The organism is Streptomyces sp. NPDC049541 (assembly GCF_044465725.1).
Lineage (GTDB): Bacteria > Actinomycetota > Actinomycetes > Streptomycetales > Streptomycetaceae > Streptomyces.
In genome coordinates this window covers 372,891-388,735 of sequence record NZ_JBITLY010000001.1, presented here as the reverse complement: position 1 = coordinate 388,735, position 15,845 = coordinate 372,891, and the positions used below count along the sequence as shown (strand labels likewise).

The window sequence follows — 15,845 nt, the reverse complement described above, 5'->3', positions numbered from 1 at the left end:
TAAGTGCGACAGCTTCTACGACGAGTGATCTGATTGTCTTTGGTGGGAGAGCCCACGCCGGTAACGGCTACGGCTCCCCCGCCATGGATGCTCAGGCATTCAGAACCAAGCCTCCCAACAACACCACACCGATTGGACGAGGGCTATGGACCGCAAGACCGACCGCACCGCACATCACACCGAATGGAGATACATCACGTGTTCAACATCAAGAGGATCTCTGAGATGACCCCGAGCAACGAGACCCCCTTTCTCGTGGAGGGCCTAATTCACCGCACGGCAACGATGATCTTCGGCAGGCCCAAGGCAGGTAAGTCGTTCGTTGCCCTGTCTGCCGCTATGGCATTGGCTGAAGGGACTCCGTGGCTGGGGCGGGAAGTGGAGGCTAGGAACACTCTCCTGTGGGCACTCGATCCCGGGCAGCAGGATGAGACGTGGCAGCGATTCACAATGGCAGGAGGGGCGGAAGACTCTCGACTGTTCATCACCGACATTCGCCCCGAGGACACAGACCAGTGGTGGGCCGACTTCACCGACGTGCTCATTTCCACTGACGTTGAAGTCTTGATCGTGGATAACCTTTCCGCTCTCCTCGGGCGTGGCAGCTACAACAGTGACGCGGATGCACGGCCAGCACTCGGCAGGCTTCAGGCCCTCTTGGATGAAGGCATAGCGATTGTGCTCGTCCACCATGCCGGGAAGTTCAACGAGGAACAGGGCTCTCAGCAGACTCCCATGGGTTCCACCGCTATCGAAGCATGGGGCCGACACTTCATGCAGGTGACCGATGACCAGGAGCTGAGGATCCTCAGGGTCTACGGAAACAACACTCCCGAGAAGGAGCTAGGCATTGCGCTGAACTTCAGTGGAGAGGGAGACGACGGGGCATTCGTAACGCTGATCGGAGAAGAGGAAACAGTAGCTATGTCGGCAGAGCACGATGAGCTGGTGGCAAAGGCCCGAGCGCGCTGGGAGTCCCGTAAGGACAGGCGGAAGAAGCAAGGTCGATCCCCTCAGCAGAAGGCCAAGAAGCCGGACGACCGGAACAGGGGGACGGACCACGCCTCTCAGATCAAGAATGCTCTCGGGTCTGGCGAGTGGGTCAAGCAGGGGACCATCACGCAGCAGGTTCCTGGCAATCCCGCCGTACTGAAGTCTGCCCTTGATTCCATGGTGCAGTCCGGAGAGCTGGAGAGCAGGACTCAGGGACGCTCCAACCTGTACCGACTGGCGAGCTGACCCGGTAGGTTTCGTATCTTTCTTTCTTTCCCCCCTAGCGTATATAGGTAAGAAAGAAAGATGTCTTACCTCTATACCTACCCCCGACCAAGACGGAAGGGAGCAGGGGTGACGACGACGGGTACCGGAGGAGGAGTCACCCCTAACCGGTAGCACCACGGTTCACCAGACAGGCACGCTATCGCCGCTTAACGCTAGGGCTACGGCTGCGTGCACGTGAACGGTGTGCATCGGTCCACCCGAACCCTTAGCGGGGGAAGAGGAGAGGCGACGTCAAGGAGCACTCTCCATTAAACCCGAAGCGGGGGAAGCAGGGGCACAGCACAACGGCAGGCAGGACTATCCAGGCGAACAGGGAACGCGATAAGGGGCAACGTTAGACCCCTGTGCCATCGTCGCGAATCCATATCTCAGCAACCGAGAGCCTTCCCCTGGACGGGGCCCCTGGCTCTCTCTTCCCCGCTGGATATGAGGCACCAGAGTCCGGCAGGTTCAATGCCTTCCCCTGCTGGGGCCCCTGGCATTGCCTTCCGATGTTCGTGCCTGCATCTCTCCCCGCTGATCTGTTAGGGCCCGTGTCCCCCGTTCAGTGCCTGCATTCCACCCGCTAGCACCACTGTGGGAGGCGTGCCCTCCAGGGCCGGAGAGCCTCCATTACCTAAGCCCTCCCAGTAGTACCAGCCGTACCGAGACTTCTCTTTAGACATACCCCAGTCCGGCCCTATTTCAAAGGGTCAGCCGGCTCGGGGTATCCATAACCGATTAGGAGACCACACCATGAAGATGACCGAGCTTTCCAAGACCACCATTCAGACCGAGACCACCAGTGAACTGAAGTCCATCACTAGAACCAGACGAGTAGTGGATGGGATGCTGTGGACTATCGCAGCCGGGTCCATCGTCTTCTCTCTGATGACTGGCGCTCCATTCGTATCTGCTCACAGTCACTGGGCATGGACAGGGTGGCTACTCCCTCTCCTGGTGGATGCCGCTCTAGTCCTTTCCCTCTCTGCTGACTCCATCCTGAGTAGACACGGTGTTGAGTCCGGGCGGTGGCCTACTGCATTCCGCTGGATCACTGGACTGGCCAGTCTCTTCCTGAACTGCTGGAGTGCAATAGCCGAGGGAGACTGGATTGGTGTAGCAGTACACTCCATCGCTCCAGTCATACTGATCTGCTCTGCTGAGGTGGCACCGACCTACCGGCGCAAGTTCCACGAGATTGAACTCAGCCTCAGTGACCAAGTTCAGGAGTTCACAGTCACTAAGGCAGTCTCGAAGAAGAAGACTGTAGTGAAGGACTCTGCTCCACTCACCAAGAACCAGAGAGCTATCAAGGATGGATTCCTGGCGGGGAAGAAGGCAGCGGTACTGGCAGAGGAGATTGGTGTCAGTCCCTCTTACGTCTACACCCAGTACAAGAAGATGAAGACTGAACTCGATCTGACTGCATGAGAAAGGGCCGGGAGTATCCCCGGCCCCTCTCGCAACCTTCTCAGTCTCGCTTCTGGGTTGCTCCGAACACTCCAAACATCACCAGTGCACAGACAGCAGCACCGAAACTGGAACCCGCCAACCTGCCAGGCACTAGGCTACCTTCCGCCAGATTATCGAGAACGATAAGAGCATACTGACCGCAGGCAGCAACACTCAGCCCTTGAATAACGCCGTCATCTAGCCCAGGATGAGACGAAACCAGAGCAACTCCTATGACGGTCAACACCCCCACCAACGGGGAAAGGAAGAAGGCGGTTACCACTACTAGGACGATACCGAGTAACGCACCAATGCAACCGCGCCCCTCACCCTGATTCTGCATTACCCACCCCTGTGATTGATCTGTGTCGGATGGAGTATGGCAGAACTCCAACCCGTAGCAACACAAAGGGCCGGGATATCCCCGGCCCATCTCTCTGTGTTCACTCATCTGTTCTTGGCTTGGCACAGATAGCACTGACAGGGCGGGTACTCGGAAGTCATGAGCACTTCCCCTGCCTCGATCACTCGGTCCGGCTTGATGACTGTCTTCTCCCCGGTATCCCTGTTCACCCGGTACACACCGATGCGGAGGGTTGCCAGGGGTGGTGCTCCCGTCTCGTCTGCCATGCCTGGACTGTGGCCACCCATACAGGCCGGATCTGGCCAGGACTCAAGACAGTTGGGACGTCCGGGGCTACTCTCTGAAGACGTCCTAGATGTCCATGGGGGAGACCTTGAACACTGCCCTACGATCAGCTATGGAGTCAGCCGGTCTCTCACCGAGGAAGCTGGCCCTGAAGGTGAGGGTATCGGGGAAGACGGTAGAGCGGTGGATCAATGACCCCGACCTAATCCCCCACCCGAGGAACCGTGAGGATGCCTGCAAAGCACTGGGAGTGGACGAAGAAATGATCTGGCCCAAGGCAGTGAAGGAACGGATTAAGACGGGCGGGGACAGGGAGATTGTCCACAGCTACCCATACCGCTCCGCCTGCCCTTCCACCGTTTGGGCAGAACTGACAGAGAACTCCACCCAGGAACTGTTCTTCTCGGGATACACGAACTACTTCCTGTGGACCACCATTCCCGACTTCTCTGGTCTCCTACGCAGGAAGGCAATGGAGGGGTGCCGGATAAGGTTCCTGACCGGCGACCCCAACGGAGAGGTAACCAGGCAGAGGGAAACCATTGAGGATGTAGCTCTGACGGTATCCACCCGCATTCGGATGACCCTGGAGAACCTGAAGAAGCTAGAGGGCGTGGAAGGTATTGAGTCTCGCTTCTCCTCTGCTCAGGATGCGGTCAATCACGTATCCCTCTCCGTCTTCCGTTTCGACAGTGAAGCCCTGGTGACACCCCATCTGGCCAGGCTCGTTGGTCACGACTCCCCGCTACTCCATCTCCGCTCCATGGGTGACGGGGGAATGTTCTCCCGCTTCTCCGAGCATGCAGAGGAACTGTGGTCTAGGGGAGTTCCTGTCGACTAAGAGAACCATGGATAGGGGCCGGGGATGTCCCGGCCCTTTCCTGTGCAGCGGGGGAAAGTGGCGTCCGGAGCAGAGAACAAGACTCCCGACACAGATAATTCCTTGTCCGTGCGAGTTTACCCAGATCTTACGAGTAGCACTGTCCACCCTGGGCAAGTCAAGGAGAGTCCAGCGGGGCAAGCAAGGCGTACGTACACACCCCTGTACGTCAAGTTTTATGGCAAATTTCTGAGGGGTCTCACTCCCTCCCCCCAAGCGGCCGTTAAATAACCCCGGGTCCGGATTCCCGCTTTGCCCCAGTATGAATTTCGCCTTGGATTGCTGGCCTGCATTCACCCTGGATTACAGGGAAGAATGCGGCGGGAAGCAGACAGGAAAGCCAGGGCAAGAGGTAGTGCATTACCTATCGGCGCCTGTCTGCATTCATATCCACACGCAGCTATTGCCTGGCCATTCACCTTGCCTGCCTGCCACTCATCCCCCGCTCAGTCCTTGACCTAGCTTGACGGCCCTGTATGCCCTTCTGGCAGCCTCACACCCCCTCTCCGGACCATCACCCCAGGCACTCTCTGAACGGCTCTCACAGGGGCACACAGAGCTTCATGCAGGTGGACATGGCTCCGGAGGATGGGGCCGGTGGACGACCCCCACACCAGCGACCAGGACATACGTCCTGTCACGAGGGGCACGCAGACGCACGTCTGTGGGCCAGGGCGGGGAGTGAAGCACCTTCACTAGGGAGTCCTACGCAAGGTGCCTGTATGGGTGTTGAGAGGTAGTCAGGTCACGTTTCCGCAGGCTAGAGTCTTGGCTAGTCACGTTGCCTTCTAAGCGCTTGGCCGCAGGTTCGAGTCCTGCCGGGGGCGCCCTCTCTCCGCCCTCCTTCGGGAGGGCGTTTTTGCTGGTCAGAGCAGTTTCGCTCCGGCACGACAAAGCCCCGGGCACTCCCCCGACGATCAAGGGAAGGCTCCGGGGCTGCCGGGCTGCCACGGGGTTTCTACGGATGGCCACGGTGGGTACGCGGTGGCGTTTCGGAGGCTCCCGTCAGGGCGTCTCGGGCACCTTGGAGAGGTCTCCACGAGCCAAGATCCTTTGCTTGAGATCACCTGGCTGCCCGGAGAGGCACCGGGCACAGATGGCCAGCAGTACGGGGACGCCGTGCTCGGCCGCCTGCGCCGGCGGGATGCCGTCGATTTCCCCGCCCCACTCCGGCCCGCCTGCCCGCCTGTGCGCTCACCACCCCCGTACTCGCCGTCGTTGTCATCGTTGGTGGCGCCGGCAGCAGGCCGTCCTCGAGGCATCCACCCGATGAGACCGTCTCGGACAGTACGGAATGAGTGGCGCCCGCGTGACTGCCGCCCCACCCTGACGGCCGATAAAATCCCATTGTGATCGAACTCGCAGAAATGCTCCGGGAGTTGAGGCAAGAGCTGAACTCCTCCATGGCCGGTGGGGGGTCAGGACCGGTGCGGTTCGAGTTGGGGGAGGTACAGGTCGAGGCGACCGTCGCCGTCGGACGCAAGGCCGGAGCCACCGGCAAGGTGGGGTGCTGGGTCGTCGAGGCAGGGGCCGACGCGCAGGTGGAGTCGGCCCGCACGCATCCGATCAGTATCACCATGCAGCCGAAACTCGTCACGCCGGAGGGGACGCACCTCAGCGTCCTCATCAGCGACGACGAAGCGGACGGGGAACGCTGAGCACCGGGGGTCACCGACCTCCTGACGGGGGTGGAGAGGTGGCCGTACGCTGGTCGGCGACTGTCGGTGAGAGCTTGGTGGCGGCTGGTGGCGGGCGGGAGGTCGCGGGGGTGGAAGGGCGCAGTCCTGCGCGGGTTCGCAATGAGTTGAAGGCCGACGTCGTGGACGTCCTCCAGGAGTCGGCAACGCTGCGGCACGTCTCCAGCACCGACTTGTTGGTGAGCATGTTGGGCCAGGAACTGAGCTCAGCCGTGGAACCTCCAGTGTTCCGAAGGTTCCCGGCTGTGTCGGAACCTCCTTCTCCTGCACACCGTCCCTGCCGGCTCTCGGCCATTCAGCTCCTTGCGCAACGACTCGGCCGAAACGGGGCGCTGAAGCACTCCCGATGGCGAGCATCCACTTGCATGGCACGCTCCAACAGCGGATCACCGGCATCAGGGACTTCACCGTTCGTGTCGTCTGCAACATCGGCCCCGACGTCGTTGCTGGAACGATGGGCAAGCAGTTCCACCGCGAGGAGCAGCGCCACGGGCGGCCAACACCGGCTTCAACCGACAGCGGCCACAGCGTCGCGCTGGTCCGGTCCGCCCCACCCTGCAGCGTGAACTCACGCCGATGCACATACGAGGCGTACGCGGCGACCCCCGCCACACCAATGCGCAAATCCGCCGCGCACAGACATCAGGAGCAAGGATCCCAGCTTTTTGCTGTCAGAGCGGGCTTCCCAGCGTCATGACCGCTTTCCCGAAGACACGGCGTCCGCGCAGGGCCTCGGCGGCCTCCTCGAAGCGGTCCCAGGAGCCCTGCCAGCCGATCTCGACCCTGAGCAACCCCTCGGCGGCCAGCTGGGTGAGAACGGCCAGGTCCGCGCCGGCATCGCCCTCGATGACGAAGGAGTTCAGCGACTTGGCCGGGCCGACGGTCGCGTACGGAGGAAAGACCGCCGGCTCGCCGGAAGTCCAGCCGACGCTCTGCACGCTGCCGCCGGGAGCGAGCAGGTTCCATGCCGCGACCAGCTGAGAGCCGCCCACGCTGTCGATGACCACGTCGACCGGCCGGTGGAGCCCCTCCAGCCCGATCAGCACCTCGTCGGCGCCGACCTCGGTCAGCCCCTCCGCGCGGGCGGTCGAGCCCACCGACGCGATCACATGGGCACCGGCCCGCGCCGCCAGCTGGACCGCGAACCGGCCGACCCCACCGGAGGCCCCGGTGACCAGCACCCTTTTGTCCGGTCCGAGCCCCGCGGCCCGCAGTGAGCGCAGTGCCGCCACTCCCGCGACCGGCAGAGCCGCGGCCTGCGCCGGCTCCAGGTCCTTCGGCACCTCGGCGAGCGCACCCACGTCGATCGCCACGCGCTCGGTGAACGCTCCCGCGGTCAGCGCCACCACCTGGGTGCCCACCGCCGGGCCCGTTCCGTCGGCCGCGGCCTGAACGACCACTCCGGCGGCGTCCGAACCGAGCACCACGCCCACGGGGATGCGCCCGGAGCGGGCGTCGTTGAGGTCGCCGTAGTTCAACGAGGCGTGGGAGACGTCCACCAGGACCTGGCCCGGCCCGGCCACGGGGTCGGGCACCTCGGCGAGGCGGACGTCCGCGGATGCGGACGGATCGACGACGAGAGCACGAACAGGCATGTCTTCCCCCTTGGTTCACGACGTGTGACAGCAGTCATCATCGATAACCTCGCTGGTCGCCGGAAGAAGGAACTTTCATGTCACGCAGTCACATCCGTGTCACCGAGGTGCTCGACCGCGTGGCGGCAAGTGGAGCATCGGGATCCTGATCGCCGCCGCCCACGGCCCGGTTCGCTGAACCGCGGCCCTTTCGTCCCCGCCGGCCCGCCTGCGGCTTCACCGCAGACGCGCCGGTCTCACGCAGCGCGGGAATCGATCACGGCGCCGAGTCCTCCTTGCCCCGCGCCGCCGCGTACGCCTGGGACGGGGTCATCGGCACGCCGTTGATCTGCACCGTCTTGTAGGGGCTGACCTTTGCGCAGGTCTTGGCCCTGTCGGCGGTCTGGGCGTGGGCGTCGGCGACCGCGGCGTGCGTGTCGGCGGGGGCGGCGGCCGACGAGCCGCCCGAGGAGCCGTACGTCGTACCGCTCGGCCAGTCGCTGCCGATGACGAGGACCACGCCGCTGCTGCTGCCCTGGGTGAGGTGCGAGGCGGGCAGTCCGAGGGCGGAGGCCGCCGTCTGTGCCTCGGCCTGCTGCCCGGGGCCGTAGGTGATCGTCGTCCTCGACGACGGCGCGGGGGCGTTGCCCGTGGTGGTGTTCGAGCTGAAGCCCTTGGCGAGGAGGGCCTGCGCGACCACGGAGGCACGTCCGCCGGTGGTGGTGCCGTTCTCGACCTGTACGGCGACCTCGGAGGCCGGCACGGTCGCCGCCGCCGACGGGGACGGGGACGCCGAGGACGTCTTCTTCTTGCCGCTGTCCGAGGTCAGGGACTGGTCGTTCGCGATGGTCGCGAACAGCGACCTCGCGGAGGCCGCCGGGACCACCCGGTTGGCGTTGGTCGGGTCGGCCGCGGTCTGCATCGTGGTGAACGTCATCCGCTTGGACGGGACCTTGTTCAGATCGGTCGCCAGGTCCACGAGCTTGGTGACGCTGCCCAGGCCGGTGTCCACGGTCAGCGCCTTGGTGGCGGCGTCCGCCAGGGAGTAGACCTTCGCCGGGTCCGTCAGGGTCCCCGCGCTCTTGAACTTGCGGATCATGGCGCTGAGGAAGAGGTGCTGGGAGACGGTACGGCCCAGGTCGCTGCCGTCGCCGAAACCGTGCCGGGAGCGGACGAACTCCAGCGCCGCATCGCCCTGGAGGGTGTGGGTGCCCTTGGCGAGCTTCAGATGGGAGTAGGTGTCGTAGACGTTGTCGCTCACGCAGACGTCGACGCCGCCGACCGCGTCGGACATCTTCACCACTCCGGCGAAGTCGAGCATCACGAAGTGGTCGATGGTGATGCCGGTGAGCTGGTGAATGGTTTTGACCTGGCACGCCGGGCCGTACTGCAGCGCGCTGTTGATCTGGCCGTAGTAGCCGGAGGTCGCCTGGGTGCTGTCCGGGTCCTTGCAGGCGGGGACGTGGGTCATGGTGTCGCGCGGGACACTCATCACGGTGGCGTTGGAGCGGTCGGCGGAGACGTGCACCACCATCTCCACGTCGGCGTTGTGCCCGACGGTCGAACTCGCCGAGCCGCAGCCGCCGCCCAGTTTGCAGTCGGCCGCGTTGTTGCGGCCGTCGGAGCCGATCACCAGGATGTTGATCGGGGTCCGCCCGAAGGCGTCGGCCTTCTCTTTCCCGCCGGCGCCGTCGTCGATCGCGACGCTCTTGATGTTGCCGTTCAGATGCTCGTACAGCCAGGCACCCGCTCCGGCGGTGACCAGGATCATCGCCGCCACCGTGAACAGGGCTATGCGGGCGACCCTTTTGCGCCGGGCGACGGGCTTCGCCCGGCGGCCCGCGCCGCGCCCTCGGGAGCGTGCCGCCTGCCGGGCGGCCGCCCGGCCGCCCTGCGGCGGGCGGGACGTGCCGTCATCGGCCTCGCGCTGACGGGGAACGCTTGCTGAACGATCTCGGGTGGCCGCATGGCCACGGTTTCCGCCCCAGGGGTCGCTCAACTCCCACTCCCTACGCTGTGGCCGACGCCAACCGACGGCGCCACGGCGCATCCCTCGGGTTGGTTGATTGCGCAATATAGCAAGCGTTATCCCGTTCGCAGGTGGGGTGTGTCACACCTCCCACCCGCACCGGGCCGGTACGCCGTACCGGCATGCCTCTCCGGCTCAGCGAACCGTGCTGTCCTCGGAGACCGGACGGGCCGATGCGGCATCTCCCGGGGAGGACTGGATGACGCGGGCGGCCGCCGCGTCGGAGGCGGGCTCGGACTGCGGCTGGGCGGCGGGTGCCGGGGCGGCGCCGTCCTCCTTCATCGCCTTCGCCTCGCTCTTGAGGATGCGCATGGACTTGCCGAGACCGCGGGCGGCCTCGGGCAGCTTCTTGGAGCCGAACAGCACGATGATGACGATCGCCAGGACCAGCAGGTGCCAGGGTTCCAGTCCGTTGCGGAGCATCCCGCCCACCCCTTCTCACTTCTCGCATGGTTGCTACGTTGCGCAACTGTACAACCAAGGCGCCCTTCTGACAGCCATCAGTCCGAGGGTGTACAACGCGAGAACGGCGGCCAGCAGCAGGTAGTAGAGGAGCGGCAGCGGGGTCAGCCCGAGCAGCGAGCCGAGCGGGGAGACCGGCAGCAGCAGTCCTACGGCGGCCAGCGCGCCCGCCGCCCAGCCGATCGGCCCGGGTCCGCGCCCCGCCGCGCGCCGCCCCGTGCGCAGCAGGACCATCACCAGGGCCTGGGTGAGCAGGTTCTCGGTGAACCAGCCGGAGTGGAACACCGCCTGGTCGTCCAGCCCCCAGGGTCCGTGCAGGGCGAGCTCCAGCACGCCGAAGGTGGCCAGGTCGGCGACCGAGTTGAGGACGCCGAAGCCGACGATGAAGCGCAGCAGGTCGCGCGGGCGCAGCAGCGTCGGGCGGCGCAGCACCGACGGATGCGGCCGGTCGTGCGCGAAGGCCAGTTGGGCGGCGTCGAAGCACAGGTTCTGGGCCAGCACCTGGGCCGGCAGCATCGGCAGGAAGGGCAGCAGGAGGCCCGCCGCGAGCATCGCGATGACGTTGCCGAGGTTGGAGGAGAGGGTGATGCGCAGATACGTGGCGATGTTGCCGCCCGAGTACCGTCCGGCCGCGATGCTGTGGTCGATCGCGGTGAGGTCCTTGTCGGCCAGGACCACGTCGGCGCTCTCCCGGGCGACGGCCACGGCGTCCCGCGGTGCGATGCCGACGTCGGCCGCGCGCAGCGCAGGCAGGTCGTTGACCCCGTCGCCGAGGTAGCCGACGGTGTGCCCGCCGGCCCGCAGGGCGGCGGCGAAGCGGGCCTTGTGCTCGGGGGTGCAGCGGGCGAGGACGACGGTGCGGGCGGCGGCCGCGGCGAGTTCGGCCTCGGTGAGACGGTCGATGCCGTCGGCGGTGAGGACACCGTCCGGCGGTACGGCGAGCCCCAGGTCGCGGCAGGCGCGGACGGCGGTGCCGGGGTGGTCGCCGGTGAGGATCCTCACAGCGACCCCCCGTTCGGCGAGGACCTCCAGCGCTTCGGCGGCGGTGGGGGCGAGCGCGTCCGTGAAGGTGACGAAGCCCCGGAAGTCCAGGCCGCGTTCGTCGGCGGCCGTGTACGCGCGGGTCCGGGCGGGACTCTGCGCGGTGGCGACGGCCAGCACCCGCAGCCCGTCGTCCGCGTGCCGGGCCGCGAGCGCGAGCAGTTCCCCGCGCTCGTCGTCCTCCAGTGCGCAGCGCTCCAGGACGGCCTCGGCGGCCCCCTTGACGACCAGGGTGTGCGTGCCCAGCCGTCCCGGCGTGCGGACGACGGCGGTCGCCAGGCGTCGCAGCGGATCGAACGGAAGGGCGGCCACCCCGTCGTACGCCATGACCTCGTCCTCGTCGGCCGCGTCCAGGACCGCGTCGTCGAGGGCGTCCGGGGCGGGCAGGTCGGCGAGCTGCAGGGTCCACCAGGCGTTCACCGCGGCCCAGCGCAGCACCTCGGGGTCGTCCCGGCCGTCCGGACCGAGGGCCTGGTACAGGACCGGCCAGTCCTGGGTGAGCGTGCCGGTCTTGTCGAGGCACAGCACGTCGACGGCGCCGAGGTCGTGCAGCGCGGGCAGCCGCTTGACGATCACCCCGTGACTGCGGGCCAGCAGTGAGGCGCCGCGCGCCAGGCACATGGTGACGATGACCGGCAGCATCTCCGGCGTCAGCCCGACCGCCACCGCCACCGCGTACGGCAGCGTCTCCAGACCGCGGTCCCGCAGCGCCGCATTGGCCATCAGGACCAGCGGCGGGGTCAGCAGCATGAACCGGATGAGGATCCAGGAGATGCCGTGCACGGACCGGTCGAAGGCGCTGGCCTCGGGCCGGGCCTCGCCCCGGCCGTGCGCCGCAGCGAACCGGGTCCGCGCGCCGGTCGCCACGACGACCGCGGTGGCACTGCCGGACGCGACACTGCTGCCCTGGAAGCAGAGCTCGGGCCGGCCGAACAGACCACCGCCCGCCGCGCCCGGCCCATCGGCGGCATCCTTCGCCACGGGGGCCGACTCGCCCGTGAGCACGGCCTGATGCACGGTCAGGCCCTGCGCCCGCAGCAGCCGCACATCGGCGGGGACCAGGTCGCCGGGGCCGAGCCGGATCACATCGCCCGGCACCAGCTCGTCCACCGGGATCTCCCGTGCGTCCGGCGGCAGATCCTCCCCGGCGCGGCGCAGGACGGTGGCGGTGGTGGCGACCAGGCCGCGCAGTGCGGCCATCGACCGGCCGGCCCGGTGCTCCCCCGAGGCGCGCAGCACACAGCTCACGGCGACCAGGAGGAGGATCACACAGGCGGTGCCCCAGGAGGCGACGGCCGCCGACACCAGCCCGAGGCACAGCAGCACGGCGGTGAACGGATCGCGCAGACTGCGCAGCACCGCGCGCGGCCAGGAGTCTTCCCGGTGCGTCGGCAGCGTGTTGGCCCCGAAGCGGGCCTGCCGCTCCTCGGCCTGCGCCTCCGTCAGCCCGCGCGGCCCGCTGTCCAGGCGACGCAGCGTCTGCAGCAGGGTCGAAGGGGCCTGCCCCGCATCGGCGACCGGTCCCGGCCCTCCCGCGGAATCGAACGCCCCGGGGTCGGGTTCCGGGGCCGCGCTGCTGTCAGCCACCGGCCCCGCGCAGCGCGCGCACGGGCGCGGACGACCCGTCGGCGCGCGCGGCCAGCTGTCCCACCATCACCCGGACCACGGTGACGACGTCGGGATCGTCGACGTAGTAGATCTGCCGCCGCCCCTCCCGGCGGGACCGCACGAGCCCCGCGAGCTTCAGCTTCGCCAGGTGCTGGCTGACCGCGGGCAAGGCCCCGCCCACCCGGTCTGCGAGGTGGGTGACATCGCTCTCGCCCTGGGCCAGCGCCCACACGAGATGCAGCCGGGCCGAGGAGGCCAGCAGTCCGAAGGCGGCGGCCGCCTCGGCCAGCACCTCGGCGGACGGATCCTCGAAGGCCCCGATGTCTGCCGCCACAGTCCTCTCCCGTCCCGCCCTGGTTGTCACGCTCGGTCCAGTCTAGGTGTCCGGCTGTGCCCTGACCTCCGTCTCGCCGCCGGCGGCCGCCGCGTCGTCCGGCTCGGACCGGCCGCGGGCCGCCATCAGGAACCAGGCGACGTCACCGACGGCCGTCCCGGCGGCCACCGCCCCGGCGACCAGGCCCGCCGTGATCAGCCCCTGTCCGACGTAGGGCCGCCCGGCGAACGCGCCCGCGCCGAACCCGAGGAACAGGAACACGGCCGCGGCCACGGCCGGCACGCCGGTCACGAGCATCGCCCGTACACACACGAACCGCATGTATCTCCCCCGATGGATGGACGCCTGCGGCATGGAGTGGCGAGTGTAATGGTTCTCGGCTTGCGCAATCTTTAAAGGCTTCTTGATCTACGCGTACTCGGTCCACGCATGCCCAAGTGGCTCGCTGATACGCCCATGGGCGACCATTACTGATCACGCCCTGCCACCCGACCCCGCCGACGAAAGGGACCCGCCGTGCGGCTGCGCTGTGCTGTGCTCGACGACTTCCAGCAGGTGGCGACGGAGCTCGCCGACTGGTCGCCCGTGGCCGACCGGGTGGACGCCGTCAGCTTCGCCGAACACTTCGACACCGAGGACGCACTCGCCTCCGCTCTGCATGACTTCGACATCGTCGTCACCCTGCGCGAGCGCGTTCCCTTCCCGGCCTCACTGCTCGCCCGCCTGCCCAGGCTGAAGCTGCTCGTCGCCTCCGGCATGCGCAACAGCGTCATCGACCACGCCGCCGCCGCGGCGCACGGCGTCACCGTGTGCGGCACGGCGAGCACCTCGACACCGCCCGTGGAACTGACCTGGGCGCTGCTCCTCGGCCTCGCCCGCTCCCTCGTCGAGGAGAACAACTCCCTGCGTTCCGGCGGCCCTTGGCAGCAGACGGTGGGCGCCGACCTGCACGGCCGCCGCCTGGGCCTGCTCGGCCTCGGCAAGATCGGCAGCCGGGTCGCCCGGGTCGGCACCGCCTTCGGCATGCACGTCAGCGCCTGGAGCCAGAACCTCACCAAGGAGTACGCCGACGAGGTGGGCGTCGAACTCGCCGCCTCCAAGGAGGAGTTGCTGTCGAGCAGCGACTACGTCTCCGTGCACCTGGCCCTGAGCGAGCGCACCCGCGGCCTGCTCGGCCCCGCCGAACTCGCCCTCCTCAAGCCCACCGCCTATCTGATCAACACCTCCCGCGCCGCGATCGTCGACCAGGACGCCCTGCTCGCCGCCCTGCACGAGGGCCGGATCGCGGGCGCTGGCGTCGACGTCTTCGACATCGAGCCGCTCCCCGCCGACCACCCGATGCGCACGGCTCCCCGTCTGCTCGCCACACCGCACCTCGGCTATGTGTCGCGGGCGAACTACGAGACGTACTACCGGGAGGCGGTGGAGGACATCCGGGCCTTCCTGGACGGGGCACCGGTACGCCGGCTGAGCTGAACCGAGGGGTCGGTCAGGCGTACCGGTAGATCCGGCTCACGTCCTCCATCTCGTCCGGGGTCACCCCCCACGGCGGCATCGGCTCGTGCCGGGCGACGATGCGTCCGCGCTGGCCGCTGCGGGGGCCGGGCTGCTGGGCCGGCAGATAGCGCGGGGCGCCGTTCCTGTGCAGTCGCTGCCAGCGGGTCCACTGCAGGTCGACGAAGGCGTGGTGCAGCCAGAACACGGGGTCGTTGACGGAGGCGCCGCCGAGCATGGCCCCGCCGACCCAGCGGTGGACGCGGTTGTGATTGCGCCAGGCGACGCCGTCCTGTCCGGTCCCCCAGCCCTCCAGCTTGTTGCGGAACCCCTCGTCGCAGGTGGAGTCCCAGGGTGAGGTGTCGTAGACCGGGTCGGCGAGCGCCTCCTGGAGCTCCTCCTCGGTCGGCAGTTCGATGGGATCGTCGGCCCGGCCCAGGTCCCGGGTGAGGAAGTCGACGTCGATGATGCCCTCCCGGAGGCGCCAGTAGCCCTGCGCACGGGCGAACGGCCCGGTGACGACCTGATGGTCGGAGCTGCGCCCGTTGCCGCCGAGGAGGTCGTCGCTCCAGGGCACGGACGTCGTCGAACGGTCCCGCGTCCAGTCCCAGTACGGCACCGTCACCGACGGGTCGACCCGTTGCAGCGCCCGCTCCAGGTCCAGCAGGAAGCGGCGGTGCCAGGGCAGGAAGGAGGGCCCCATGTGGGCGGGACGCAGGCCGGTCTCGCCGTCGGCCTGGTAGTACGCGATGTGCACCCGCACGAACTCGTCGTACTCCCCCCGCCATTTGATCTGGAGCAGCGCGTTGACGAACCGCCGCCGCTCCTCGCGCGTCAGCGTGCTCACGTCCTTACGCACGTACACCATGGCGCTCCCCCGTGTGCGGATGGCTTCCGCCGAGCAGGCCCGGCGCCAGGTCGCGCAGCCGCTGCCCGGGGCCGAGCTCGTCGACGGCCGCCCGGGTGGCCTCCAGCAGGGTCCGGTACGAGCAGTAGTGGTTGACCATGCTCAGCCAGCTGCCGTCGGAGCGGCGCATCAGATGCAGCGGGCGGCCGTCCACGGTCACCTGCCACGTACGGCCGCCCGCGCCGCATCCCGGGGCGGGGAGCAGGGCACCCCGGATGCGACGGCCCCGGTAGATCTCGTCGAAGGCAGGCCCGGCTGCCTCCCCGGTGCCTTCGGCGGGCCGCGGGGCGCGCGAGGCGGCGACGAGGGGGGTGAGCGCGAGTGCGGCGAGGCAGGCGAGCACCCGGCGCCTTATCGCCCGCCGGCCCGGCGGCTCGGCGCCCTTCGGTACTCCACCGGCACTGACGACCATGGCTCGCTCCCTCGTAGGGTCAACACCAGTACGTTCATACGAT

The 15,845-nt window shown here is 67.4% G+C and carries 13 protein-coding genes; 5 read left to right on the top strand and 8 right to left on the bottom strand.

Features of this window, described 5'->3' with window-relative positions; all coding sequences use genetic code 11:
- Positions 1-198: 198 nt before the first annotated feature.
- The 4 genes from ACIBW9_RS01765 (at position 199) to ACIBW9_RS01750 (ending at position 5,902) form a co-directional block, all read left to right on the top strand.
- Entirely contained in the window at positions 199-1,239 is a 1,041-nt protein-coding gene (locus ACIBW9_RS01765) for an AAA family ATPase (RefSeq protein WP_398950187.1), read from the top strand.
- 777 nt (positions 1,240-2,016) lie between these two features.
- Positions 2,017-2,694, top strand: coding sequence for a hypothetical protein (locus tag ACIBW9_RS01760; RefSeq protein WP_398950185.1), 678 nt, complete (start codon positions 2,017-2,019; stop codon positions 2,692-2,694).
- 746 nt (positions 2,695-3,440) lie between these two features.
- Positions 3,441-4,205 carry an XRE family transcriptional regulator gene (locus ACIBW9_RS01755; protein ID WP_398950183.1) on the top strand — a complete coding sequence of 255 codons (765 nt, stop codon included), beginning with the start codon at positions 3,441-3,443 and terminating at the stop codon, positions 4,203-4,205.
- Between the two features lie 1,388 nt (positions 4,206-5,593).
- Positions 5,594-5,902: a trypco2 family protein gene (locus ACIBW9_RS01750; protein ID WP_398950181.1), complete on the top strand. Its 309-nt coding sequence runs from the start codon at positions 5,594-5,596 to the stop codon at positions 5,900-5,902.
- Between the two features lie 710 nt (positions 5,903-6,612).
- On the opposite strand, the gene ACIBW9_RS01745 is transcribed toward ACIBW9_RS01750, so the two are convergent.
- The 6 genes from ACIBW9_RS01745 to ACIBW9_RS01720 form a co-directional block, all read right to left on the bottom strand.
- Entirely contained in the window at positions 6,613-7,536 is a 924-nt protein-coding gene (locus ACIBW9_RS01745) for a zinc-binding dehydrogenase (RefSeq protein ID WP_398950179.1), read from the bottom strand.
- A 256-nt stretch (positions 7,537-7,792) separates the two neighbouring features.
- Complete coding sequence (locus tag ACIBW9_RS01740; protein ID WP_398950177.1) at positions 7,793-9,514, bottom strand: LCP family protein; 1,722 nt, start codon at positions 9,512-9,514, stop codon at positions 7,793-7,795.
- 165 nt (positions 9,515-9,679) lie between these two features.
- Positions 9,680-9,967, bottom strand: a complete 288-nt coding sequence (gene tatA / locus ACIBW9_RS01735) for a Sec-independent protein translocase subunit TatA (RefSeq protein WP_398950175.1) — start codon at positions 9,965-9,967, stop codon at positions 9,680-9,682.
- A gap of 33 nt (positions 9,968-10,000) precedes the next feature.
- Positions 10,001-12,634: a magnesium-translocating P-type ATPase gene (gene mgtA / locus ACIBW9_RS01730; RefSeq protein WP_398950174.1), complete on the bottom strand. Its 2,634-nt coding sequence runs from the start codon at positions 12,632-12,634 to the stop codon at positions 10,001-10,003.
- The gene (locus ACIBW9_RS01725; protein WP_398950172.1) at positions 12,627-12,989 is read right to left on the bottom strand and encodes an ArsR/SmtB family transcription factor; all 363 of its coding nucleotides are present in this window, start codon (positions 12,987-12,989) and stop codon (positions 12,627-12,629) included. The genes mgtA and ACIBW9_RS01725 overlap by 8 nt, the downstream gene beginning before the upstream one ends.
- A gap of 42 nt (positions 12,990-13,031) precedes the next feature.
- Positions 13,032-13,310 carry a hypothetical protein gene (locus tag ACIBW9_RS01720; protein WP_398950170.1) on the bottom strand — a complete coding sequence of 93 codons (279 nt, stop codon included), beginning with the start codon at positions 13,308-13,310 and terminating at the stop codon, positions 13,032-13,034.
- 195 nt (positions 13,311-13,505) lie between these two features.
- On the opposite strand from ACIBW9_RS01720, the gene ACIBW9_RS01715 reads away from it, so the two are divergent.
- The gene (locus ACIBW9_RS01715) at positions 13,506-14,465 is read left to right on the top strand and encodes a D-2-hydroxyacid dehydrogenase family protein (RefSeq protein ID WP_398950168.1); all 960 of its coding nucleotides are present in this window, start codon (positions 13,506-13,508) and stop codon (positions 14,463-14,465) included.
- Between the two features lie 13 nt (positions 14,466-14,478).
- Here ACIBW9_RS01715 and ACIBW9_RS01710 read toward each other — a convergent pair whose 3' ends face one another.
- Together ACIBW9_RS01710 and ACIBW9_RS01705 are read right to left on the bottom strand one after the other, a co-directional pair.
- Positions 14,479-15,351, bottom strand: a complete 873-nt coding sequence (locus ACIBW9_RS01710; RefSeq protein ID WP_398950166.1) for a tyrosinase family protein — start codon at positions 15,349-15,351, stop codon at positions 14,479-14,481.
- Positions 15,335-15,802 (bottom strand): tyrosinase family oxidase copper chaperone, encoded by a 468-nt coding sequence (locus tag ACIBW9_RS01705; protein WP_398950164.1) that lies wholly within the window; start codon positions 15,800-15,802, stop codon positions 15,335-15,337. Before ACIBW9_RS01705 ends, ACIBW9_RS01710 begins: the two co-directional genes overlap by 17 nt.
- Between the last annotated feature and the right edge of the window lie 43 nt (positions 15,803-15,845).